This window comes from Maritimibacter harenae (assembly GCF_009882975.1).
In the GTDB taxonomy this organism is placed as follows: domain Bacteria; phylum Pseudomonadota; class Alphaproteobacteria; order Rhodobacterales; family Rhodobacteraceae; genus Maritimibacter; species Maritimibacter harenae.
On record NZ_WTUX01000019.1, the window covers coordinates 566,446 to 589,672 of the forward strand.

The 23,227-nt window shown below is 67.5% G+C and carries 26 protein-coding genes; 18 read left to right on the forward strand and 8 right to left on the reverse strand.

Features of this window, described 5'->3' with window-relative positions; all coding sequences use genetic code 11:
• Positions 1–81: 81 nt before the first annotated feature.
• Together ilvD and GQE99_RS17440 are read right to left on the reverse strand one after the other, a co-directional pair.
• Entirely contained in the window at positions 82–1,839 is a 1,758-nt protein-coding gene (gene ilvD, locus GQE99_RS17435; protein WP_161352925.1) for a dihydroxy-acid dehydratase, read from the reverse strand.
• Between the two features lie 189 nt (positions 1,840–2,028).
• Complete coding sequence (locus GQE99_RS17440) at positions 2,029–2,883, reverse strand: LysR family transcriptional regulator (RefSeq protein WP_202530875.1); 855 nt, start codon at positions 2,881–2,883, stop codon at positions 2,029–2,031.
• Positions 2,884–2,982: 99 nt separating this feature from the next.
• On the opposite strand from GQE99_RS17440, the gene tmpA reads away from it, so the two are divergent.
• The 9 genes from tmpA to GQE99_RS17485 all read left to right on the forward strand — a co-directional run bounded on the left by tmpA (position 2,983) and on the right by GQE99_RS17485 (position 10,213).
• A complete protein-coding gene (gene tmpA / locus GQE99_RS17445; RefSeq protein ID WP_161352927.1) occupies positions 2,983–4,131 on the forward strand; it encodes a 2-trimethylaminoethylphosphonate dioxygenase in 1,149 nt (382 codons plus the stop codon).
• Positions 4,128–4,718 (forward strand): (R)-1-hydroxy-2-trimethylaminoethylphosphonate oxygenase, encoded by a 591-nt coding sequence (gene tmpB / locus GQE99_RS17450; protein ID WP_161352929.1) that lies wholly within the window; start codon positions 4,128–4,130, stop codon positions 4,716–4,718. The genes tmpA and tmpB overlap by 4 nt, the downstream gene beginning before the upstream one ends.
• A 130-nt stretch (positions 4,719–4,848) precedes the next feature.
• A complete protein-coding gene (locus GQE99_RS17455; RefSeq protein ID WP_161352930.1) occupies positions 4,849–5,379 on the forward strand; it encodes an RNA polymerase sigma factor in 531 nt (176 codons plus the stop codon).
• Positions 5,376–5,948 carry a zf-HC2 domain-containing protein gene (locus GQE99_RS17460; protein ID WP_161352932.1) on the forward strand — a complete coding sequence of 191 codons (573 nt, stop codon included), beginning with the start codon at positions 5,376–5,378 and terminating at the stop codon, positions 5,946–5,948. The genes GQE99_RS17455 and GQE99_RS17460 overlap by 4 nt, the downstream gene beginning before the upstream one ends.
• Positions 5,941–7,170: a S8 family serine peptidase gene (locus GQE99_RS17465; protein ID WP_161352933.1), complete on the forward strand. Its 1,230-nt coding sequence runs from the start codon at positions 5,941–5,943 to the stop codon at positions 7,168–7,170. The genes GQE99_RS17460 and GQE99_RS17465 overlap by 8 nt, the downstream gene beginning before the upstream one ends.
• A gap of 148 nt (positions 7,171–7,318) precedes the next feature.
• Entirely contained in the window at positions 7,319–7,678 is a 360-nt protein-coding gene (locus tag GQE99_RS17470) for a hypothetical protein (protein WP_161352935.1), read from the forward strand.
• Between the two features lie 171 nt (positions 7,679–7,849).
• A complete protein-coding gene (locus tag GQE99_RS17475; protein WP_161352937.1) occupies positions 7,850–8,407 on the forward strand; it encodes a VOC family protein in 558 nt (185 codons plus the stop codon).
• A gap of 1 nt (position 8,408) precedes the next feature.
• Positions 8,409–10,022 carry an FAD-dependent oxidoreductase gene (locus GQE99_RS17480; protein ID WP_202530877.1) on the forward strand — a complete coding sequence of 538 codons (1,614 nt, stop codon included), beginning with the start codon at positions 8,409–8,411 and terminating at the stop codon, positions 10,020–10,022.
• Positions 10,019–10,213: a DUF2783 domain-containing protein gene (locus tag GQE99_RS17485; RefSeq protein ID WP_161352939.1), complete on the forward strand. Its 195-nt coding sequence runs from the start codon at positions 10,019–10,021 to the stop codon at positions 10,211–10,213. The genes GQE99_RS17480 and GQE99_RS17485 overlap by 4 nt, the downstream gene beginning before the upstream one ends.
• A gap of 85 nt (positions 10,214–10,298) precedes the next feature.
• Here GQE99_RS17485 and GQE99_RS17490 read toward each other — a convergent pair whose 3' ends face one another.
• Genes GQE99_RS17490 through fabA form a run of 3 tightly spaced genes read right to left on the reverse strand, consistent with a single transcriptional unit; the run spans position 10,299 to position 12,867 of the window.
• Positions 10,299–11,087 carry an enoyl-ACP reductase FabI gene (locus tag GQE99_RS17490; RefSeq protein ID WP_161352941.1) on the reverse strand — a complete coding sequence of 263 codons (789 nt, stop codon included), beginning with the start codon at positions 11,085–11,087 and terminating at the stop codon, positions 10,299–10,301.
• A gap of 9 nt (positions 11,088–11,096) precedes the next feature.
• Positions 11,097–12,326, reverse strand: coding sequence for a beta-ketoacyl-ACP synthase I (gene fabB, locus GQE99_RS17495; RefSeq protein WP_161352943.1), 1,230 nt, complete (start codon positions 12,324–12,326; stop codon positions 11,097–11,099).
• Between the two features lie 31 nt (positions 12,327–12,357).
• Positions 12,358–12,867, reverse strand: a complete 510-nt coding sequence (fabA, locus tag GQE99_RS17500) for a bifunctional 3-hydroxydecanoyl-ACP dehydratase/trans-2-decenoyl-ACP isomerase (RefSeq protein WP_161352945.1) — start codon at positions 12,865–12,867, stop codon at positions 12,358–12,360.
• A gap of 177 nt (positions 12,868–13,044) precedes the next feature.
• Here fabA and irrA point away from each other — a divergent pair, with 177 nt between their 5' ends.
• Positions 13,045–13,488: an iron response transcriptional regulator IrrA gene (irrA, locus tag GQE99_RS17505; RefSeq protein WP_235917269.1), complete on the forward strand. Its 444-nt coding sequence runs from the start codon at positions 13,045–13,047 to the stop codon at positions 13,486–13,488.
• On the opposite strand, the gene GQE99_RS17510 is transcribed toward irrA, so the two are convergent.
• The 3 genes from GQE99_RS17510 to GQE99_RS17520 all read right to left on the reverse strand — a co-directional run bounded on the left by GQE99_RS17510 (position 13,489) and on the right by GQE99_RS17520 (position 15,471).
• Positions 13,489–13,941 carry an SRPBCC domain-containing protein gene (locus GQE99_RS17510; protein WP_161352947.1) on the reverse strand — a complete coding sequence of 151 codons (453 nt, stop codon included), beginning with the start codon at positions 13,939–13,941 and terminating at the stop codon, positions 13,489–13,491.
• Positions 13,942–14,027: 86 nt separating this feature from the next.
• The gene (locus GQE99_RS17515) at positions 14,028–14,456 is read right to left on the reverse strand and encodes an FKBP-type peptidyl-prolyl cis-trans isomerase (protein ID WP_161352949.1); all 429 of its coding nucleotides are present in this window, start codon (positions 14,454–14,456) and stop codon (positions 14,028–14,030) included.
• Positions 14,457–14,601: 145 nt separating this feature from the next.
• Positions 14,602–15,471 (reverse strand): hypothetical protein, encoded by an 870-nt coding sequence (locus GQE99_RS17520; protein ID WP_161352951.1) that lies wholly within the window; start codon positions 15,469–15,471, stop codon positions 14,602–14,604.
• 130 nt (positions 15,472–15,601) lie between these two features.
• On the opposite strand from GQE99_RS17520, the gene miaB reads away from it, so the two are divergent.
• From miaB to lnt, 8 genes are all read left to right on the forward strand, one after another.
• Positions 15,602–16,933 carry a tRNA (N6-isopentenyl adenosine(37)-C2)-methylthiotransferase MiaB gene (gene miaB, locus GQE99_RS17525; RefSeq protein WP_161352953.1) on the forward strand — a complete coding sequence of 444 codons (1,332 nt, stop codon included), beginning with the start codon at positions 15,602–15,604 and terminating at the stop codon, positions 16,931–16,933.
• Between the two features lie 351 nt (positions 16,934–17,284).
• A complete protein-coding gene (locus GQE99_RS17530; RefSeq protein WP_161352954.1) occupies positions 17,285–17,713 on the forward strand; it encodes an OmpA family protein in 429 nt (142 codons plus the stop codon).
• Positions 17,710–18,045, forward strand: coding sequence for a hypothetical protein (locus GQE99_RS17535; protein ID WP_161352956.1), 336 nt, complete (start codon positions 17,710–17,712; stop codon positions 18,043–18,045). Before GQE99_RS17530 ends, GQE99_RS17535 begins: the two co-directional genes overlap by 4 nt.
• 148 nt (positions 18,046–18,193) lie before the next feature.
• Positions 18,194–19,207, forward strand: a complete 1,014-nt coding sequence (locus tag GQE99_RS17540) for a PhoH family protein (protein ID WP_161352957.1) — start codon at positions 18,194–18,196, stop codon at positions 19,205–19,207.
• 122 nt (positions 19,208–19,329) lie between these two features.
• The gene (locus GQE99_RS17545; RefSeq protein WP_161352959.1) at positions 19,330–20,274 is read left to right on the forward strand and encodes an SDR family NAD(P)-dependent oxidoreductase; all 945 of its coding nucleotides are present in this window, start codon (positions 19,330–19,332) and stop codon (positions 20,272–20,274) included.
• A 14-nt stretch (positions 20,275–20,288) separates the two neighbouring features.
• Positions 20,289–20,777: an rRNA maturation RNase YbeY gene (gene ybeY, locus GQE99_RS17550; RefSeq protein WP_161353308.1), complete on the forward strand. Its 489-nt coding sequence runs from the start codon at positions 20,289–20,291 to the stop codon at positions 20,775–20,777.
• A 24-nt stretch (positions 20,778–20,801) separates the two neighbouring features.
• On the forward strand, positions 20,802–21,692 hold the full coding sequence (locus GQE99_RS17555) for a hemolysin family protein (protein WP_161352960.1): 891 nt from the start codon (positions 20,802–20,804) through the stop codon (positions 21,690–21,692).
• Between the two features lie 3 nt (positions 21,693–21,695).
• Positions 21,696–23,210: an apolipoprotein N-acyltransferase gene (lnt, locus tag GQE99_RS17560; RefSeq protein WP_235917271.1), complete on the forward strand. Its 1,515-nt coding sequence runs from the start codon at positions 21,696–21,698 to the stop codon at positions 23,208–23,210.
• Positions 23,211–23,227: the final 17 nt, after the last annotated feature.

The following is a 23,227-nucleotide window of genomic DNA, read 5'->3' on the forward strand; positions in this document are numbered from 1 at the left end:
GGGTTTTCCGGATGTGGGCCGAGGGCTGAGGCCCCCGGCGCCCCGGCTTGGGCCAGCCCCCGGGGGCTGGCCTCCGTCTTCTCAGAGATCCATGTAGACGTGCTTCTCGGCCTTGCCGCCGGGGTGGGTCACCGCGCCCTTGTAGGTCTCGCCCACGAGCTTGGCGAATTTCCACACGGCCCCGCTGGCGTAGATCGTCTCGCGCGGGCCGGACCAGGCCGCGCGCCGCCGCGCCAGTTCGTCGTCTGACAGGTCCACGCTCAGCTCGCCCTTGATCGCGTCGATGGTGATCCGGTCGCCGGTCTCGATCAGCGCGATGGGCCCGCCCTGGGCCGCTTCGGGCCCCACGTGGCCGACACAGAAGCCGCGCGTCGCGCCCGAGAACCGGCCGTCGGTGATCAGCGCCACCTTCTTGCCCATGCCCTGGCCGGACAGCGCGGCGGTCGTGGCCAGCATCTCGCGCATGCCCGGGCCGCCCGCCGGCCCCTCGTTGCGGATCACGATGACCTCGCCTTCCTCGTATTCGCGCGCACGTACGGCCGCGAAGGCGTCCTCTTCGCATTCGAAGACGCGCGCCGGGCCGGTGAAGACCTGGTTCTCGGCCGCGATGCCCGCGACTTTCACGATGGCCCCCTGGGGGGCGAGGTTACCCTTGAGGCCCACCACGCCGCCGGTTTCGGTCAGCGGCGTCTCGATCGGGTAGATCACGCGCCCGTCGGCCTCGCGGTCGATGCGGTCCAGTTCCTCGCCGATGGTGCGCCCCGACGCGGTGATGCAATCGGTGTGGATCAGCCCGTTCTTGCGCAGTTCCTTCATCACCACGGGGATGCCGCCCGCGTCGTAGAGATCCTTGGCCACGTAGCGCCCGCCCGGCTTCAGATCGACGAAATAGGGCGTTTCGCGGAAGATGTCGCAGACGTCGTCGAGGTAGAACTCGATCCCCGCCTCGTGGGCGATGGCCGGAAGGTGCAGGCCGGCGTTGGTCGAGCCGCCGGTGGCCGCCACGACCCGGGCCGCGTTCTCCAGGCTCTGACGCGTGACCACGTCGCGCGCGCGGATGTTCTTCTCGACCAGGTTCATGACCGCCCGGCCCGAGGCCGCCCCGTACTGGTCGCGATCCTCGTAGGGGGCGGGCATGCCCGAGCTGTTCATCAGCGCGAGCCCGATCGCCTCGGAGACGCAGGCCATCGTGTTCGCCGTGAATTGCCCGCCGCAGGCCCCGGCGGAGGGGCAGGCGACCTTTTCGAGCAGCGCCAGCGCCTTGTCCGACAGGTTGTGGTTCTGGTGGCGACCCACTGCCTCGAACATGTCCTGAACAGTCAGGTCGCGGCTGCGGAAGTCCTCGGGGATGGCGTCGTCCTTCGGTGCCCGGCCGGGCAGGATCGACCCGCCGTAGAGGAAGACCGAGGGCACGTTCAGCCGCACCATCGCCATCATCATCCCGGGCAGGGACTTGTCGCAGCCCGCGAGCCCCACGAGCGCATCGTAGCAATGCCCGCGCATGGTCAGCTCGACCGTGTCCGCGATCGCCTCGCGCGAGGCGAGCGAGCTGCGCATCCCCTCGTGCCCCATCGCGATCCCGTCGGTGACGGTGATGGTCGTGAATTCGCGCGGGCTGCCGCCTTCCTCCTTCACGCCGGTCTTCACCGATTGGGCCTGGCGCGCCAACGCGATGTTGCAGGGCGCGGCTTCGTTCCAGCAGGTGGCGACGCCGACGAAGGGCTGGTGGATCTCCTCCTCCGTCATTCCCATCGCGTAGTAATAGGAACGGTGCGGCGCCCGCTGGGGCCCTTCGGTCACGTGACGGCTGGGTAGCTTGGACTTGTCGAACTTGCTCATGAAGGCCCCCGTGTTCAGCTTGAAAGGACGTCGAACCGACGCCCCTTTTTGGTAGCGGTCCGAAGCGGGGCTGGCAATGAAAGCGAAGTGGACCGCCCCTACCTGATCCACAACGAACCCGTCTGGAAGGACGGGGCGCTGGACGGGCCCGTCAAGGGCGACATCATCCGGGGCTGACCCCGGCGCGGCTCAACCCGTGGCGATGAGCGCGGACATCGCCTGCCACTGGCGGCGCGACAGCGCCTTGGGCCCTGCAAGCATCCAGTAGCTTTCGTGGTGCGGCAGGGCCTCCGTGCCCAGCCGGGCGAGCGTGCCCTCCTCGAGCGCCGCCGTGCACAGGGGGCGGGAGGCGAGGAAGACGCCGAGCCCCGCCTTCGCGGCCCCGAGCGCCGAAAGATGCGTGTCGAAGCGCAGGCGTGGCACCGGCGTGGTCGGAATTCCGAATGTGGCCGCCCAGGCGTTCCAGCCGGGGCGCGGGCCGGAACAGGCGATGCGGGGCAGGGTCGTCCACGCCCCTTCGCGTGCGGCAAGCGCCGGGGCGGCGACCGGGATCATCTCTTCGTCGTAAAGGCGGGCGCGATGTGCATGTGGCCAGTCGCCGGTGCCGTAGCGGATCCGGATCACGTCGTCCTCCGGCGCGTCATGCGCCCCGACAACGAGGGTCTGGACCGAGATTTCCGCTTGCGTCAGCGTGGCGAGGCGTTCCAGCCGCGGCAGAACCCACAGTTCGATCACCGATTGGCTGGCAGAGATCGTCAGCCGCCGGTGGCCGGTTCCGAACACCGCCTCGGTGCTGGCGCGCAGACCGTCGAGCGCGACGCGCACGTGGGGCAGCCACGCCTCGCCCTCGACCGTGAGACGGATGGCGCGCGCCTGTCGGTGAAAGAGGGCGACGCCCAGGCGGCGTTCGAGCTGGCCGATGCGCTGGCTCACCGCGGCCTGGGTCAGCCCCGCCTCGTCGGCGGCGGCGGTGAAGCTGCCCAGCCGGGCCGCGGCCTCGAAGGCGCGGATCCATTCGAGCGGGGGGAGTGGGTCTTTTCGCATAAGTATTTCGATGCCTCAGACAGCATAGCCTTAATTTGAGTTTATGCGTCGCGGCTGCGAGACTCCAGATCAGTCGAAGCTGCAACCGAAAGACCCGCCATGCCCTCCGTGACCGTCGATCCCACCGGCACCGTGCTCACCCTCGCCACGCCCGCCGGTCCGCGCCGCTTCCATGCCGTGTGGCTGCGTGACAACGCGCCGGACCCGGAGACGCGCGCCCCCGGCAACGGCCAGAAGCTGATCGCCCTGCGCGATATCCCCGCCGACACGCGGATCGCGGCGGCCGGGATGCGGGGCGACGGGCGGGTCGAGGTGCGGTTCGACCCCGAAGAGAAAACGGTCGCCTTCGATCCGGCGTGGCTCGAAGAGCATGCCTATGACCATCCGACGCCCCGGGCGCGCGGATGGTTGCCGGCGGGTGTCGAGACCTGGGATGCCGGGCTGGCCGAGAGCGTGCCCTGCGGAGATTTCGCCGCGCTTCAGGGTGGCGGCGCGGCGCTCCGTGACTGGCTGGGCAGCCTCATGCGCTACGGCTTCGCCAAGGTCGCGAACGCACCCGCTGAGCCCGGGGCGCTGTTCAAGGTCGTCGATCTCTTCGGCTACGTGCGCGAAACCAACTACGGTCGCCATTTCGAGGTCCGGACCGAGGTCGACCCCACCAACCTCGCCTTCACCGGGCTTGGTCTTCAGGCTCACACCGACAACCCATACCGCGACCCGGTCCCGACGGTTCAGGTGCTGCATTGCCTCGAAAGCTCGGCGGCCGGGGGCGAGAACATGGTGGTCGATGGTTTCGCCGCGGCGCTCCGGCTGCGCGACGAGAACCCCGAGGCGTTCGACCTGTTGGCCGACCATTGCGCGCGGTTCGAATACGTCGGCGAGGAAGGTGTCTGCCTGACCGCGCGCCGTCCGATGATCGAGCTCGCCCCGGACGGGGAACTGGTCGGCATCCGGTTCAACAACCGCTCCTGCGCCGCGCTCGTCGACGTGCCGTTCGATCGAATGGAGGCATATTACGCCGCGTACCGCCGGCTGGGCGAAATCATCGACGACACCGCGATGGAGGTGACCTTCCGGCTCGCGCCGGGCGAGGCCTTCGTGGTCGACAACACCCGCGTCCTGCATGCACGCAAAGCCTATAGCGGCACGGGCACGCGTTGGCTCCAAGGGTGTTACGCCGACAAGGACGCGCTGCGCTCCACCCATGATGCGATGGTGCGGGCCGGTCGGCTGGAGGCTGCGCAATGACGGCCGACATCGACACGCTGACGCGGGACAATATCGTCGCCTTCCTCGGCGCGATCTTCGAACGCCACGGGAGCGAGGCCTACCTGGGCGAACCCGTCACGATGGGTGAACACATGCTGCAGGGCGCGACGCTGGCCGAACAGGGCGGGCAGCCCGACGAGATCGTCGTGGGCGCGCTGCTTCATGACATCGGGCATTTCACCAGCGCCTTCGGCACCTTCACGATGGACGACACCCACGACCGTCACCACGAGGACGCGGGTGCGGCGGTGTTGGAGCGCTTCTTGCCGCAGGTCGTGACCGATTGCTGCCGCTACCACGTGGCGGCCAAGCGGTACCTCTGCGCAACGCGCCCGGGCTATTTCGACCGCCTGTCGGAGGCGTCGGTCCTTTCGCTCAACCTGCAGGGCGGCCCGATGAGACCCGAGGAGGTCGCCGCGTTCGAGAGAAACCCGAACCTCGCGGCGATCATCGCCGTGCGCTACCTCGACGATGCGGGCAAGCGGGCTGGCATGGCGACGCCGGATTTCTGGCACTTCGCCCCGGCAGTGCAGCGACTTGTCGACCGGCACGCCGCCGGGGACTGAGGGTCCGGACGGGCTGCTCCGCCATACTTGACAGGGTGACGGGGTCGCCGAAGACTTGAGTTGACCCGGGCCCGATGCCCGATCCCATCACCGTGCGAGCGCCCCTGTGACAGATCCTCTGGCCCCTCTCATGACGGCGATCGCCGGAGGCGACAGGGCCGCGCTCGCGGGGCTCTACCGGGAACTCGAGCGCCCGGTCTACAGATTCATCCTGTCGAAATTGAACGATCCGCACGAGTCGGCCGACATACTTCATGACGTGTTCATGGAGGTCTGGCGCAGTGCCGGCCGGTTCGAAGGGAGATCGAAAGTGCAGACCTGGGTTTTCGGAATAGCCTGGCGCAAGGTGATCGACCTGCGCCGCAAGACGGGGCGCCTGGACATGCCCGGCGATCCGCCAGACACGGCCGATGAAGGGGTCGACACGGAAGCGGCAGTCCTGGCGGGGCAGGAGGCCGTGCACGTGCGCCATTGCCTGGAGGAACTGGGCGATGACCACCGGATGGCCGTCGCGCTCGCCTTCTACGAGGATATGCCCTACGGCCAGATCGCCGAGGTCGCCGGCGTGCCGGAAGGCACCATCAAGACGCGCATCTACCACGCGAAGAAGCTTCTCTTGCGCTGCCTCTCCGGCCGGGTGACGCGGGGGGTGGCGACATGACGGATCGCAGCGATATCGAGGCGCTCCTGCCGTTCTACGCCAATGGCACGCTGTCCGAGGCCGAGCGGGCCGAGGTCGAGGCGGCCTTGCGCGACGACCCCGCGCTCGAGCTGGAGCTGTCGGCGCTGCGCGCGATGCGCGACACGCTGCAGGCGGAAGAGACCCGCAGCCCCGGCGAGTTCGGCCTTGCCCGCCTTATGCGCAGCGTCGAGGAAGAGGGCAGGTCGCGGAGCTCCGGACGGGGGCTTCAACCGGCGCGGCTCTGGCGGATCGCGGCCGTGATCGCCATCGCCGCCTTCCTGGCGCAGAGCGTCTTCCTTCTCGACCGGGGTGGCCCGGGCTACGAGCTTGCAGGCGACGGGGCGGGTGCGGTCCGCGTGACCTTCGACCCCGACGCGACCGAGGCGGAGATCCGCGCGTTTCTCACCGAGCTCGAGCTGGAAATCACCGGCGGGCCGAGTGCCTTGGGACTTTATGATATCATGGCACTCGACGGAGAGGTTTCCGACGAGGACATGATGGCGTTGCAGGCGTCCCCGCTGATCGAAACGGCCACGCGCGATGACTAGCCGCGTGGTTTCGGTCGTGGCCGCGATGCTGGTCGCGGTGCTGGCCTTCGCCCAGGTGGCCGAGGCCCAGGTGCCGCCGCGCGGGGGACCGCCGCCGGGCGGGGCGCGAGTGGGGCCGCCCTCCGACGACGGCAGGCGCGCGACGCGCCCTGGTGACCCGGCAGAGGTGCAGACCTTCAACGGACGGACGGAATACATCGCCGTGGGGCCGGCGGCGGAGGCCGCAGCGACCCTCGCGGCGCTCGAAGATCTGGGGGCCACGCTCGTTCGCCGCCGCGACTATCCCGGGCTGGGGCGCGTGGGGCAGGTGGTCGTGTTGCCCTTCGCCCTGGCACCCGACCTCGCGCGGCAGGCGGTCGAGGCGGCCGCACCGGCCACGGCCTTCGACATCCATGCGCTCTACGGTTTCGCCCAGGGCAGCCCCCGGCTCTTCGCGCGTGATCTGGTCCTGCGTCCGGGCGGGTGCCGGGAGCCGGCGCGCGGTGCCGTGGGGATCATCGACGGACCGCTCGACCCGTCGCACCCGGCGCTGACGTCCGCGCGGGTCGAGACGGTCGCGATCACCCCCGGCGGGCGCCCGCAATCGTCGACGGATCATGCCACCGCCGTTGCCGCGCTGATCGTCGGAGAGGACGCGAGCGGGGCGGTCGCGGGCTTTGCGCGAGGCGCCCGGCTGGTCGCCGTCGACGCCTTCTCGGGCTCGCGGCGACGGGCGCGCACGGATGTCGACATGATCGGCGCCGGACTCGACGTCCTGCTGCGCAGTGGCGTGCGGCTGGTCAACCTGTCTCTCTCCGGGCCCGCGAACCGGGCGCTCGCGGACCTCCTGACGGCGGCGGCCGGACAGGGGGTGGTGATGATCGCGGCGGCCGGCAACGACGGGCGCGCCGTGGGTTGGCCGGCCGCGGCCCCCGAGGTGATCGCGGTCACGGCGGTGGACGCGGCGCTCAGGCCGTATGCCCGCGCCAACACCGGGCCGGAGATCGAGTTCGCGGCCCCCGGCGTGGATGTCTGGGTCGCGCGACCGGGCGGCGGGGCCTATGCCAGCGGCACGTCCTATGCCGCGCCCATCGTCACGGCGCTGGCCGCGCAGCTTGGCGCGGGCACGACGCGCTCGGCGGCGTCCCTGCGCAGAGTCCTGGCGGAAAATGCGCGCGATCTCGGCCCTGCCGGGCACGACCGCGCGACCGGGTGGGGGCTGGCCCAAGGGCCCGGTTGCTGAAAGCGACGCGAAAAAAACGCGTGTGATTTCAGTGTTTTGCAAGAAAATTCAAAAAATCTTCGGGTTTCTTTGAACCCCGCCGCGTCGTCATCCGACACACGAATACTCCCGGCGCAACCGGGTCACATTCAAACCAGGAGACGACACAATGACCATCATCACCAAAACCGCCCTCGCCGCTTTCGCCCTCTTCACCACCTCCACCACGGGCATCGCGACCGCCGGGAACGCCGGCGCCAGCCTTCCGGCCTGCGTCGACCACGTGGTCGCGGCCTGTAACGAGAACTCGAACCATCCCGAGGCCTGCGCCGATGCCGGCATCTCGGCCTGCGAGGAACTTCACGGCACCGGCGAATCGGCCGCGAACCTTCCGTCGATCCGCATCTTCGAACTTGCGAACGGCCGCTACCGGGTCGTTCTGGAGGGCAAGCCGCGCCCGGCCCGCTTCGAATACGAAGCGCCCGGCCGTGGTCCGACGCCGACCCCCACGGGCCGCCCGGCCCGCTGACATCAAGCGCAACGAGACCAGGAAAGCGGGGCCGGATGGCCCCGCTTTTTCGTTGTACGCGTGTGCCCGAAAATTCATTGCAAATGCAATGAATTTGATCTGGATCAAATCGCCGGCCCGCCTTTTCGCGATAATCATTGCAAGTGCAACGAATTTCCAGGGAGGAGAAACATGTCCACGCCAGAGCTCAAGGTCCAGCAGATCCACCACGTCGCCTATCGCTGCAACGATGCGAAGGAGACCGTCGAGTGGTACAAGAAGAACCTCAACATGGATTACACGCTCGCCTTCGCCGAGAACCACGTGCCGTCCACCCATGAGCCAGACCCCTACATGCATATCTTCCTCGATGCGGGGAACGGCAACGTGCTGGCCTTCTTCGAGCTGCCGACGAAGCCCGAGATGGGGCGGGACGAGAACACGCCGATCTGGGTGCAGCACCTCGCGCTGAAGGTGGCGGACCGCGACACGCTGGTGGCTTACAAGGAGCACCTGGAGGCCAACGGGGTCGAGGTTCTGGGCGTCACCGATCATTCGGTCTTCCACTCGATCTACTTCTTCGATCCGAACGGCCACCGCATCGAGCTTGCCTATGACGATCCGGGCGCGGCCGACATGGCGCGCAAGGCCGCTGCGGTGAAGGAAGAAATGCTCGAGGAGTGGTCCAAGACCAAGCGCGCGCCCCGTCATGCCGCGTGGCTTCACGAAAAAGAACTGACCGAGGTGTGAGATGCTGAACACCTACGAGTTTCCCGAATTCGACTACGTCCAGTCGCCCGAGCAGACCGCGGGCGAGGTGGTGCGCCACCCCGTCGTGGTCGTGGGCGCGGGGCCCATCGGGCTGACCGCCGCGCTCGACTTCGCGGCGCGGGGCCTGAAGGTGGTCGTGCTGGACGACAACAACACCGTCTCCGTCGGGTCGCGCGCCGTGTGCTATGCCAAGCGCCCGCTCGAGATCTGGGACCGGCTGGGCGTGGCCAAGCCGATGCTCGACAAGGGGATCGAATGGAAACTGGGCCGCGTCTTCATGCGTGACCAGGAAGTCTATGAATTCGATCTTCTGCCCGAGGACGGCCACAAGATCCCGGCCTTCATCAATCTCCAGCAGTACTACCTTGAAGAATACATGGTCGAGGCCTGCGAGAAGAACCCGCTGATCGACCTGCGCTGGAAGCACAAGGTCGTCTCGCTGAAGCAGGGGGCGAATTACGTCGACCTCGCGGTCGAGACGCCGGACGGCATCTTCCACATGGAGGCCGACTGGCTCCTGGCCTGCGACGGCGCCAATTCCGACGTGCGCCGCATGGTGGGGGCGGAATTCACCGGCCAGTTCTTCCAGGATCGGTTCCTGATCGCCGACATCGTGATGAAGGCGGACTTCCCGACCGAGCGGTGGTTCTGGTTCGACCCGGACTTTCACCGCGGCCAGTCGGCGCTGCTTCACAAGCAGTCCGACGACGTCTGGCGGCTGGATTTCCAGCTTGGCTGGGACTCCGATCCCGAGATCGAGAAGCGCCCGGAGAACATCATCCCGCGCGTGAAGGCGATGATCGGGGAAGACGTGGATTTCGAGCTCGAATGGGCCAGCGTCTACCAGTTCGCCTGCCGCCGGGTGGACAATTTCCGCCACGGCCGCGTGCTCTTCGCGGGCGACGCGGCGCACCAGGTGTCGCCGTTCGGCGCGCGCGGGGCCAACACCGGCGTGCAGGACATCGACAACCTGAGCTGGAAACTGGCCGCCGTCATCAATGGCGACGCGCCGGAGGCGCTGATCGACACCTACCACGACGAACGCGCCTTCGCGGCTGACGACAACATCCTGAACTCGACGCGGTCGACCGACTTCATCACGCCGAAGAACGGCGCGTCGCGCCTCTATCGCGATGCCGTGCTGGCGCTGTCGAGGCAATTCGACTTCGCCCGCCCGCTGGTCAATTCCGGCCGCCTGTCGTCGCCTACGCCCTATGTGGAAAGCCCGCTCAACACGGCCGACGCGGATGCGTGGGAGGGGGCGATGGTGCCCGGAACCTGCGCGGCCGACGCGCCCGTGGTCGAGGATGGTCAGCCCGGCTGGTTGCTTGAACACCTGGGAGAGGGCTTCACGCTCCTGGTCTCGGGGTTGGCGGTCAAGCCGGTCGAGGCCGGAACATTCACCCCGACGGTGCTGGAAATCGGCACGCACGTGGAGGACGTGGAAGGCAAGATCGCCGAGCGCTACGACCTGCGCGACGGGGCCGTCTACCTCATTCGCCCGGATCAGCACGTCGCGGCGCGCTGGCGCAGTTTCGATCCCGACAAGATCCGCGCGGCGATCGCGCATGCCACCGGAGGAGACCTGAAATGAGCCTGATCCTGAGCCCGAACATCGAGAACCCGGACGCGTTCTACCAGGAGCTGACCGAGGCGCAGCGCGATCTCACGGATGCGGAGGCCAACGCGATGAACGCGCGACTGGTCCTGATCCTCGCCAACCAGGTCGGCTCCCTCGAGGACCTGCGGGACGCGATCGAGTTGGCCGGCGCCACGGCGGCCTGATCTCTCGGAAAAAACGAAGGCGCCGGACGGGGATCCGGCGCCTTTTCGCGTTCTGGACCGGCGGGGCAGGGCGCCCGGCGCGGCCTCAGAGGTTTTCCGGCTGCGGCATGCCCAGCACGTGGAAACCGCAATCGACGGTGATGATCTCGCCCGTCGTGCAAGCGCCGTAATCGGAGGCCAGATACACCGCCGTGCCGCCGATCGATTCCAGCGTCGCGTTCTGGCGCAGGGGCGAGTTCGCCTCGGTGTGCCGGAAGGTCTTGCGCGCACCGCCGATGGCCGCGCCCGCGAGCGTCTTCATCGGGCCCGGGCTGATCGCGTTCACGCGGATGCCCTGCGGGCCGAGGTCGTTGGCGAGGTACCGCACGCTCGCCTCGAGCGCCGCCTTGGCCACGCCCATGACGTTGTAGAACGGGGTCACACGGTTCGAGCCGCCGTAGGTGAGCGTCAGGATCGTCCCGCCCTCGGCCATGTAGGGCTCGACCCGGCGCGCCACCTCGATCAGCGAGTAGCAGGAGATGTCGAGCGAGTTCTTGAAGTTCCCGCGCGAGGTGTTGAGGAACCGGCCCGTCAGCTCCGACTTGTCGGAATAGGCCACCGCGTGGACCAGGAAGTCGATCCGGTCCCAGCGTTCCCACAGGGACGCGAAGCCGGCGTCGAGCCGCGCGTCATCGGTGACGTCCATATCCACGAGGATGTCCGACCCCACGGAGGCGGCGAGCGGTTCGACCCGCTTGCCGAAGGCTTCACCCTGGTAGGAAAACGCGAGCTCGGCCCCTTCGTCGGCCATCGCCTTGGCGATGCCCCAGGCGATCGAACGGTCGTTCGCGACGCCCATGACCAGGCCGCGCTTGCCCTTCATCAACTGACCCATGTTCCCGTCCTATCCTTGATACTTGCTCACGAGCATGGAGCCGTTGGTGCCGCCGAAGCCGAAGCTGTTGGTCATGACCGTGTCGAGCCCGGCGTTTTCGACGAGCTTCAGAGCGATCTCGTGTTCGTGGATCGCGGGGTCGAGCGTCTCGACGTTGATCGAGGGCGTGATGAAGTCGTTCTCGAGCATGAGGATCGAGAAGATCGCTTCGAGCGCGCCGGCCGCGCCCTGGGCATGCCCGGTCATCGACTTGGTGGACGAGATCGGGGGCGTGTTGCCTTCGCCGAAAACGCGGCGCACGGCTTCCACTTCTCCGACATCACCGACCGGGGTCGAGGTGCCGTGAGCGTTGATATAGCCCACTTTCCGATCTTCGGGCAGGGTGGAGAGCGCAAGGCGCATCGCCCGCTCGCCGCCTTCGCCGGACGGGGCCACCATGTCGTGACCGTCCGAGGTGGCGGCGAAGCCTGTGATCTCGCCATAGATCTTCGCGCCGCGTGCCAGCGCGTGTTCGAGGCTTTCCAGCACGACCATCCCGCCGCCGCCGGCGATCACGAACCCGTCGCGTTCGGCGTCGAAGGCGCGGCTGGCCTTGTCCGGCGTATCGTTGAACTTCGAGGACATCGCGCCCATCGCGTCGAACAGGCACGACAGCGTCCAGTCGAGCTCTTCCCCGCCGCCGGCGAACATCACGTCCTGCTTGCCCATCATGATCTGCTCGGCCGCGTTGCCGATGCAGTGCAGCGAGGTCGAGCAGGCCGAGGTGATGGAGTAGTTGATGCCCTTGATCTTGTACTGTGTCGCGAGGTTCGCGCTCACGGTCGAGGACATGCACTTCGGCACCGCGAGCGGGCCGATCCGCTTGGGCGAGCCGGATTTCAGCACCGTCTGGTGCGCCTGGAACATCGCGCTGGTCGACGGGCCGCCGGAGCCGGCGATGAGCCCGGTCCGCTCGTTCACCACGTCCGATTCTTCCAGCCCGGCATCGGCGATCGCCTGGCCCATCGCGAGATAGGCATAGGCCGCGCCCGGACCCATGAAGCGCAGCGCGCGCTTGTCCACGTGCTCTTTCAGGTCGATGTCCACATCGCCGGCGATCTGGCTGCGAAAGCCGTATTCGGCCATGTCGGCATTGGCGGTGATGCCCGAGCGGCCCGCCTTGAGCGAGTCGGTGACTTCGGTGACATCCAGCCCGATGGGCGAAATGATCCCGAGCCCCGTTACGACGACACGTTGCATCTTCGGCTCCTTTTCTGGCTGCGCCCGACCCTCAGGTCTCGGAAAGCGCGACCTTCATGTCCTTGACTTGATAGATGACTTCGCCGTCGGCTTCCACGATGCCGTCCGCCACGCCCATCGTCAGGCGCCGGGTCTGGACCGCTTTCGTGAAGTCCACGTAATAGGTCAGCATCTTGCGGTCGGGGCGGACCATGCCGGTCAGCTTCACCTCGCCCACGCCGAGCGCGTAGCCGCGCCCCTGCCAGCCGCGCCAGCCCAGGTTGAAGCCGGTGAGCTGCCACAGGCCGTCAAGGCCGAGACAGCCGGGCATGATCGGGTTGCCGGGGAAGTGGCATTCGAAGAACCACAGGTCCGGCGTGATGTCGAACTCGGCGACCACGTGGCCCTTGCCGTGCTTGCCGCCGTCCCCGGAGATGTCGGTGATCCGGTCCATCATCAGCATCGGCGGGGCGGGAAGCTGCGCGTTGCCCGGCCCGAAGAGCTCGCCGGCTGCGCATTTCAGCAGGTCGTCCTTGTCGAAACTGGTTGGATACTCTGCCATCTGGCCCCCGGTTGTTGTCGCTTGGTCGCGTGATGTGGTTCGTGACCGTCTATCACCGGCGCGGACTCCGAGGCAAGGGCGACGGGCCCTGCATGGCGTGCGCAGCAAGGCAAAACCGTTTGAAATCCGGGGGTGATCCTGCCTATATATGCGGTCAGACCAAGGCAGAGGCATGACATGACCCAGAGCCAGGCAACACAGACCCGGAGCCAGGCAAAAGACATGGGCGCGCGGTGGCTGGAAAGCGCCGGACTGCGCCCGACGCGGCAGCGCGTGGCGATCGCCACCCTGCTGATTGGGGACGGTCAACATCGGCACGTCACCGCCGAGAGCCTGTTCGACGCGATCCGCGAGGCGGGCGAAAAGGTGTCGCTCGCCACGGTCTACAATACCCTTCGCTCGTTTTCCGAGGCGGGCCTCCTGCGGGAGATCCTGGTGAACGGGACCAAGGGGTATTTCGACACCAATACCACCAACCACCCGCATTTCTTCTGGGAAGACACGGGTGAGCTGATGGATGCGCCGGAAGAGGATCTTGAAATTTCCGCGCTGCCCAAGGCGCCCGAAGGCGCCGAGGTGTCGAAGGTCGACGTGGTGATCCGGCTGCGCGCGAAGGGCTGATCAGCCCGCCGCGCGGTCCTCGATCACGTTGATGTCCACGTCATGCTCGATCTGGGCCTTGGCGGCGACCAGCACCTGATTGAGGACGGCCGTCTGTGTGAGCGCCCGGGTCATCTTGTCATCCTCGGACCCCTTGAAGCCGCTTTCCACGACCTTGATCTCGGTATGCGGACCCTTCTCGGTGAAGGTCCACGAGACGTGGGTCTCCGTCTCACCCGATCCCCAGCGCATGTCGATACTGTCGCCGGGGAAGGCGTCATCGATCGTCACGGGAATGCATTGCGCGTCCTTTTCCTCGCCCATGTACCATTCCAAATCCGCGCCGGGCCGGATCGGACCGGACACGCGCGGGAACCAGAAGCGCGTCAGGCGCTCGGGTTTTGCGAAGGTGTCGTGGCAGATGACGGGAGAGGCCGCGACCATGATCGCGGCTTTGGCGTTATACTCGGTCATCGCGTCCTCCTTTCATCAAGGAAACGCGAGCCCGGCGCCGGGTGTTCCGGGGCGGGCCGGCTGAGCGGCCCGCCGCCGAAGGGAGATCAGGCGATCTCGACCAGTTCGATGTCGAAGGTCAGGTCCTTGCCCGCCAGCTGGTGGTTGGCATCGATCGTCACCTTCTCCTCGGACACGTCGGTGACGGTCACGGGGATCTGGCGGCCATCCGGCGTGGACATTTGCAGCATGATGCCGTTTTCCAGCGGAATGTCCGCCGGGATGTCGCCGCGCGGAATCTCGGTCACGCCTTCGGGATGATGCTGGCCATAGGCCTCGTCGGCCGGAACCGGGACGGTCTTCTTCTCGCCCACTTCCATGCCGGGCACCGCCTTGTCGAGCCCCGGGATGATCTGGCCGGAACCCACGGTGAATTCCAGCGGGTCACGACCCTCGGAGCTGTCGAACACGGTGCCGTCGGTCAGCGTGCCGGTGTAGTGAATACGGACGGTATCGCCCGATTTGACTTGCGCCATGATTGCCTCGATGTCGGGAATGAGTTCTGCAAGGCCACGCGCTTGGCGCAGGTGCTTGCGGGGTGTTCCTATAACATAGGGGGGCGTGAGCGATTGTAAACGGGGGGTCAGGGCCGGTTTTCGGTGAAAAACCTGGGGTTTTCCGTCAGAACCACTGACCCGGTTCCATCAGACCCAGGTCGAGAAGCTGCTGCGAACTCCAGTCGAAGGGCACCGAATTGTGCCACTTGAAGGTGGGGATGTCGAAGGTTGAGCCCGCGTTCGACTTGAGCGCCTTGGCCGTCCGGAAGCTCACGATCGCCGCCGTCAGGCTGTTGTGCCAGGGGCAGGCATAGGTGTTGTATTCCTCGTCGTTGAACGTGTGGTCCGCCCGCAGCGCCAGGTCGCGGCGCGACCTGAACAGCGCGATCCGGTCGATCTTGCGCCGGTGGCGCGGCACGTGTTCCTCGTAGCGCCAGCGCAGCCCGCCGAAGAAGTCGAGCTGCCGCTCCTTGGGATAGTTCTTGTTGGCCGGGTCCGGGCGCGCCTGCGCGTAGTAGCCCGACTTGTCCATCCAGGCATGATCCAGCGACACCGCCTTCGGGTGGCGTTCCAGGTCGTCGGCGTAGAGGTCGACGACGTAGGTCAGCATCGCGTCGCGCCGTTCCTCGCCGTGGAAGGTGAGAAGCTCGTTGACGCTGCGCGTCTCGCAGAACGGGAAGAACAGGTACTCGGCGTTGTAGCAGTAGTAGAGCCACGCGCCCTCGGCGATGTCGATGACCGCGTTCACCGCCTTCTGAACGTCAGAGACCTCGATCACCGCGTAATCGACCCGGTAGACCGTGTTCTCCATCCCGGCGGGCAGCTCGAGCTCCACGGGGGCGAAGACGACGATGTCGCGAAAGCCGATCAGCTGGTGGTAGCGGATCGTGCTTTCCACCTCGACCAGATCCTCGACGAAGATCAGGGCGGTCGGCCCGGTGGCGACCGCCGCCTTGCCCTTCTCGATGAACTGCGCGAGTGATCTGAACCGCATCGTTGCCCCGACTGCCCTTTCCCGCGGGCCATGGTAAACTTTCCCTGAACGACACCGCGGATGCAACCGTTGCGGCGCGCAGGGACATGCGGTAGGACGCGCGCTGATCCTGACCCCGAGAGTGCCTGACATGAAAGACGAGACGGCGGACCCCAAGAAGCTCTTCATCCGGACCTACGGGTGCCAGATGAACGTCTACGACAGCGAGCGCATGGCCGAGGCCATGGGCGGGCAGGGCTATGTCGAGGTCGGCAGCCCGGACGAGGCGGACATGATCCTCCTCAACACCTGCCACATCCGCGAAAAGGCGGCCGAGAAGGTGTATTCCGAGCTGGGCCGGTTCAAGGACCTCAAGGACGCCAAGCCGGACCTCAAGATCGGGGTGGCCGGCTGCGTGGCGCAGGCCGAGGGCGAAGAGATCATGCGCCGCCAGCCGATGGTCGACCTGGTGGTCGGGCCGCAGACCTACCACCGGCTGCCGGACATGGTGGAGAAGGTCGCCAAGGGCGAGAAGGCCGTCGACACCGATTTCCCGGCCGAGGACAAGTTCGAGATCCTCAAGAACCGCCCGGTCGCGAAGCGCGCGCCGACCGCGTTCCTCACCGTTCAGGAAGGCTGCGACAAGTTCTGCGCCTTCTGTGTCGTGCCCTACACCCGTGGGGCCGAGGTCAGCCGCCCGCCCGAGCGCATCCTGCGCGAGGCGCGCGAACTCGTGGAGCGCGGTGTGCGCGAGATCACCCTGCTGGGCCAGAACGTCAACGCCTACCACGGCGCGGGGGAGGGTGGCGACTGGTCGCTGGCCCGCCTGATCTGGGCGCTCAACGACATCGACGGGCTGGAGCGCATCCGTTTCACCACCTCGCATCCCAACGACATGTCCGACGACCTGATCGCGGCGCACGGCGAATGCGAGAAGCTCATGCCCTACCTGCACCTGCCGGTGCAGTCCGGGTCGGACCGGATCCTCAAGCGGATGAACCGCAAGCACACGGCGGAGGAATACATCCGGCTGATCGAGCGGATCCGCGCGGCGCGGCCCGACATCCTGATCTCGGGTGATTTCATCGTCGGCTTCCCGGAAGAGACCGACCGTGACTTCGAGGACACGATGGACCTGATCCGGGAGGTCAATTACGGGCAGGCGTTCAGTTTCAAGTATTCCTCCCGGCCGGGTACCCCGGCCGCGGAACGCCCGCTGGTCGATGCCGACGTGGCTTCGGCCCGGCTGCAGGCGCTGCAGGGACTGATCAACGACCAGGCCCGCGCGATCATGGAGGGCATGGTCGGGCGCGAGGTGGGCGTTCTGTTCGAAAAGCCCGGCCGGATGGAGGGCCAGATGGTCGGCAAGTCCGACTATCTTCATGCCGTCCACGTGAAGGCCGATGGAATCGCTCCCGGGGACCTGAAGCGGGTGAGAATCACGGAAGCGGCGCCCAATTCGCTCGCCGGGACGCTCGTCTGAAGACCGGCCTAACTGCCCGGCATGGCCGGATCTTTCTGATTCCCTGTGGTAATGAACCTCTTTGGACCAGATTGTTCACCCGGGCGGGGCGAATATAAAGCGGCCAGCGTTTACACGAACACTTTCATCGGTTTAACCTCCATACAATTGATGTAGAGCCGTTTGCCACGCGGCCATTTTGGGGGATTAGGAGTGAAAAACCGGATAATGTCTGGGGTCAGGACCATGGCGGCCGCCACGGTTTTGGGTCTCGCTGCCGCAGCCGGGGTTGCAACCACGGCATCGGCACAATCGCAGGTCACGGTCACCGGAAAGATCAATTGGGGTCTCTGGGTCGATCCGGACGGGTGCATGCACTGGTGGGCCGACGGCGGTGTCGAAGGATACATGGTGTCGCGCCGCGATCCGAAGACCGGTCGTCACATGTGCCTGGAAAAGAACACCTGTGCCGTTCAGAACACGGACGTGCTTTTCGCGACCGACAGCTACCGGCTGACGGCGCAGGGGCGTGAATGGCTGCGCAAGTTCTTCTCGTCCGCCGGGGCCTTCGCCTACGCGGTCTACGGGCACACCGACAGCCGCGCCTCGGACGAGTACAACATCCGCCTGTCGCAGAACCGCGCCAAAGCGGTTGCCGGCGTCGCGCGCCAGTCCGGCGCGGTCGTCGACCGGGTCGTGGGCTTCGGCGAACGCCGGCCCATCGCGCCCAACAACTCGGCGGCGAACATGCAAAAGAACCGCCGTGTCGAAATCGTCTGCTACAGGTACCCTTCGCCATGATCACGAAACACGCAATTATCGCGCTCGTCGCCACGATGGGCGTCGCCGGCTGCCAGTCGACCGTCTATGACGGCGGTTCGCCGAAACTCATCGCCACCAACGTGGACCGCACCATCGGCGACAGCCCCGGCCCGCGCGATGGCATCGCGGCCGTGGCCGTGCTGCCCGACGGCTGCGAGGCCTGGATCACCGACGACGGCCTTGAAGGGTATGGCGGCGACCGCTCGGACCCGCGCTCGGGCCTGCCGCGCTGCTCGAACGAGCTGCCGCGCGGCGCCGTGATCGGCGAGTGGCGCGCCTCGGACGACCTGCCGGACTACCTGCCGCGCTGAGGTCGCGGACCGCACAATATGAAGGCCGCGCATCCCCGGTGCGCGGTCTTTTTGTATCAATCTCGTAATTTTCACACGGGAGAGCTTGCGCGGGAACAAGGGGGCGGGCACGATCGTTGATACAGGCACCCGTGAAACGGAGACATAGTTGGGACTTGATGCGCTGAACCCGCCGAAACCCGAAGACATTCACGAAACGCTGCTGGAGTTTCCCGACAATCGATTGCTGATCGACCTGTGCGGGGAATTCGACCGAAACCTCGCCCAGATCGAACACCAGATGAACGTGCACATCCTGCGCCGCGGCAACCAGCTGGCCGTCGTCGGCGACAGCGAGGCGCGCGGGCAGGCCGCGGCGGTCCTCCAGGCGCTCTACCAGCGGCTCGAGCAGGGCAAGCAGATCGAGGCCGGCGACATCGACGGCGAGATTCGCATGGGGCCCGCCGAGACCGAGGGCGCGGGCCCGGACGCGCAGATGGAGCTCTTCAAGGGCGGGCGGGTCGAGATCAAGACCCGCAAGAAGCTGGTCGAGCCGCGCACGGAGGCCCAGAAGGCCTATGTCAAAAGCCTGTTCAACCACGAGCTGGCCTTCGGGATCGGCCCGGCGGGCACCGGCAAGACCTACCTCGCCGTGGCCGTGGGGGTGAACATGTTCATCGGCGGCCATGTCGACCGGATCATCCTGTCGCGTCCGGCCGTCGAGGCGGGCGAGAAGCTGGGCTACCTGCCGGGCGACATGAAGGACAAGGTCGACCCCTACATGCAGCCGCTCTACGACGCGCTGAACGATTTCCTGCCCGGCAAGCAGGCTGCGAAGCTGATGGAAGAAAAGCGGATCGAGATCGCGCCGCTGGCCTTCATGCGCGGTCGCACGCTGTCCAACGCCTTCGTCGTGCTCGACGAGGCGCAGAACGCCACCACGATGCAGATGAAGATGTTCCTCACCCGCCTGGGCGAGGGGTCGCGGATGGTGATCACCGGGGACCGCAGCCAGGTCGACCTGCCGCGCGGCGTGAACTCGGGCCTGCGGGATGCCGAGACGCTTCTGAAGGGGATCGACGACATCGCGTTCAACTACTTCACCGCGAAGGACGTGGTCCGCCACCCGCTGGTCGCCAAGATCATCGACGCTTACGACGCGGCGGACCCCGCCAAGGGGTGAGGGTTTCGCGCGATGCGGGCCGCCGGGCGGCCCGCGCAGGTCTGGCGCCGTCCCGCCTGCGGCGGGCCGGCGCGGTCGTCGGGGGACCGGTCCCCCGAACCCCCTGAAGTATTTACGGAACGATGAAGAGGGATCTCTTGGCCTGGACGATCGAGGATGCGCCGCCGCAGAGCGGCAGGGTGGCCGTGGTCACGGGGACCAGCGGGCTCGCGACCGCGATCGTCGAGGGGCTGGCCCGGACCGGGGCGCAGGTGATCATGGCCGGGCGATCGGTCGAGCGGGGGGAGGCCGTGCTCGACGCGATCCGGTCGCGGGTGCCGGGCGCGGCGCTGTCGTTCCGGCAGGTGGACCTGGCCGAGCTTGCCTCGGTCGCGGCGTTCTGCGACGGGGTGCTGGCCGAGCTCGACCGGCTCGACATCCTCGTGTGCAACGCGGCGGTGATGGCGGAGCTTGGGCGATCGGAGACCCGGGACGGGTTCGAGATGATGTTCGGGGTCAATCACCTTGCCCATTTCGCGATGGTCCTGCGTCTGCTGCCGCTTCTGAGCCGGAGCGGCGCGCGGGTGGTCAGCCTGTCATCGGGCGCGCACAAGTACGGTGAATTCGATTTCGACGATCTGCAGAGCGAACGGGCCTTCAAGCCGATGGGGGCCTATGGCAGGACCAAGCTCGCCTGCCTGATGTTCGCCAAGGAGCTGCAGCGGCGCAGCGCGGCACAGGGCTGGGGGATCACCAGCGTCGCCGCGCACCCGGGGTTCGCGCGCACGCAGGGCGTTCACGACAGGCTCGCCACCTTGCCGGTGGTCGGCTGGATCGCGGGGCGGACGGTCGTGCCGCTCCTGTCCCATCCGCCCGAACAGGCGGCGCAGTCGATCCTGTTCGCCGCCCTGTCGCCCGAGGTCGAGGGGGGCGGCAATTACGGCCCCCAGGCCTGGCGCGAGCTCAAGGGGCCGGTGGGGCCGGCCTCGGTCGCCCACTACGCGGAGCGCCGCGACGTGGCCGAGCGGCTCTGGGCCGAGAGCGAGCGGTTGACCGGCGTGCGGGTGCCGGAGGCTTTGCGCGCATGAGCGAGGAGCAGGCGATGATCGTGGATCTCGTGGAAGAAGACGCGCGCTGGGCGGCGTTGGATCTTGAAGCGCTGGCCGAACGCGCCTGCGCCGCGGCGCTCGACCACCTCGGCATCGAGGGGGCGGAGATCGCGCTGCTCGCCTGCGACGACGCCCGGATCGCGGCGTTGAACGGGGCGTTCCGAGACAAGGGGCAGCCCACCAACGTGCTCTCCTGGCCGTCGGAGGAGCGCGCGGCCGAGACACCCGGCGCCACGCCGCCGGCGCCGGAGGACCTGGAGCTTGGCGACATCGCCATCGCCTATGAGACCTGCGCGCGGGAGGCGGCCGAGGCGGGCAAGCCGATGGCCGATCATGTCACTCACCTGGTCGTGCACGGGACCCTGCACCTGTTGGGTTATGATCACATCGACGACCGCGATGCGGCGCTCATGGAAGGTCTCGAGACGGAAATACTTGGCAAACTGGGTGTGGCTGACCCATATGGAGAGGCGGAGGCATGATCTCCCGGACAGCGGAAAGGAAAGATGGGCGACACCGACGGGTCTTCTAGCGCAGCGCGAGGCGCGCGCGAGGAAGAGGAAAACGCGCGGCACGAAGGGTTCTTCGGCCGCATCATCGGGGCATTGAGCCCCGCGGAAGCCGACGAAGAGGAGGCGGACGACACGTCCGCGGGCGCGGGCGACAGCGCGCGCAACCTGCCGCTCGGCATGGGCAACCTGCGCCGGATGCGCGTCGAGGATGTGATGATCCCGAAGGTGGAGGTGGTGGCCGTCCCCGAGGACATCACGCTGCCCGACCTGGTGGAGGTGTTCCGGGAATCCGGCAACACGCGCCTGCCGGTATTCCGCGACACGCTGGACACGCCCGTGGGGCTCGTCCACCTGAAGGATTTCGCGCTCAAGCACGGCTTCAACGGCGAGAGCCCGGATTTCTTCCTGGGCGATCTCGTGCGCCCGCTGATCTACGCGCCGCCCTCGATGCCGATCGGCGTCCTGCTTCAGAAGATGCAGTCGGACCGGATGCACATGGCGCTGGTCATCGACGAATACGGCGGGGTCGACGGGCTGGTCACGCTCGAAGACCTCGTGGAACAGGTCATCGGCGAGATCGAGGACGAGCACGACCTCGAGGAGGGCGCGCTCTGGGCGCAGGAAAGCTCCGGCGCCTGGCTCGTGGAGGCGCGCGCGCCGCTGGACGAGTTCGAGGAAGCCTCGGGGCTCAGGCTCATCACGGAGGACGCCGAGGAAGAGGAAATCGACACGCTGGGCGGGCTCGTCTTCCTCGAGGCCGGCCGGGTGCCGGCGCGTGGCGAGGTGATCGAGCATCCCTCGGGCGCCGAGTTCGAGGTGGTCGATGCCGAACCGCGCCGGATCAAGCGGCTCCGTGTGCGCATGACGGGTCAGGCGGGGGAGTAGGCCATGCACGCCAGGATGCGGCGGCTGGCGGATGCCAGGTGGAAGGGGCTGTTCGCAGCCCTTTTTCTTGGCGCGCTCGCAGCGCTGGGGCAGGCCCCCCTCGGGTTCTATCCCGTCAGTGTGATCGCCTTCGCGCTTGGCTTGGGGCTCGTGCTCGAGGCGGGAAGCTGGCGGCGGGCCGGGGTGCTGGGCTGGGCGCTGGCGACCGGGTTCTTCGGTGTCGGCTGGCTCTGGATCGTCGAGCCCTTCCTGGTCGATATCCGGCGGCATGGCTGGATGGCGCCCTTCGCGCTGATCCTGCTTGCAGGCGGCGTCGCGCTCTTTTGGGGCGTGGCGGCCGGTGTGGCGGCGCGGGTCCGGTCGGAATGGCGCTGGCTGGCGCTCCCGGCGGCGCTGGCGCTTGCGGAATACGCGCGCGGCTGGGCCTTCACCGGGTTTTCCTGGGGTGGCCCGGGGCTTGCCTGGATCGACACGCCGATGGCGCAGCTTGCGCCGTGGATCGGTGCGCAGGGGCTGGGCGCCCTCACGCTGGTCGGGGCGGGCGCGCTCTACCGGGCGATCTACGGGCGTGTGACGGTGGCCGCCTGGTTGGCGGGGCTCGCGGTCTTCGTGGGGCTCGGCATATGGGCCGAGCGGCGGCCGCTGCCGCCCACGCCCGAGGACGCGCCGGTCCTGCGGCTCGTCCAACCCAACGCGCCGCAGCATCTGAAGTGGGATCCGGACTGGATCATGACCTTCTTCGAGCGCGCGCTGGCGGCGTCGTCGGCCGAGGCGGAGGGCGGACGACCGGACCTGGTGGTCTGGCCCGAAAGCTCGCTCCCGGCGCTGCTGGGGCAGGCCCCCGCGATGGAGGCGCGCGCGATCGCGGCAGCTGCTCCTGCACCGCTGGTCGCGGGGGTCCTGCGCCGGGACGGGGCGACCTACCACAATTCCATCGTCTTCTTCGACGGCCCGGGCGAACCCGAGTGGGTCTACGACAAGCATCACCTCGTCCCGTTCGGCGAATACGTGCCCTTCGGCGACCTGTTGTCGAAGGTGGGCATCCGGGGACTGGCCCAGCAGGAGGGCTTCGGCTTCTCCGGCGGGCCCGGACCCGTGATACGCACGCTGCCCGGCGCGTTGGGCGACGTGGTGCCGCTGATCTGCTACGAGGCCATCTTCCCGCGCGATATCCGGGGGGCCGAGGGGCGCTCCGACTGGCTCATGCAGCTCACGAACGACGCCTGGTTCGGCACCTTCGCCGGGCCCCAGCAGCACCTGGTGCAGGCACGGTTCCGGGCGATCGAGTTTGGCCTGCCGCTGGCGCGCGCGGCCAACACGGGCATCAGCGCGATGATCGACAGCCGGGGCAGGATCACCGCGTCTCTGCCCCTGGGCGCACAAGGGTTCGTCGATGCGCGCCTGCCGGCGCCGGAGCCGCCGACCGTCTACGCGCGGTGGGGTGACTGGCCGGTGATCGCGCTTCTGGTCGCGATCCTGGGCACGCTCCTCTTTACCGCGAGGCGGAAAACCCGTTGACCGGGGGGCGGGGCCCC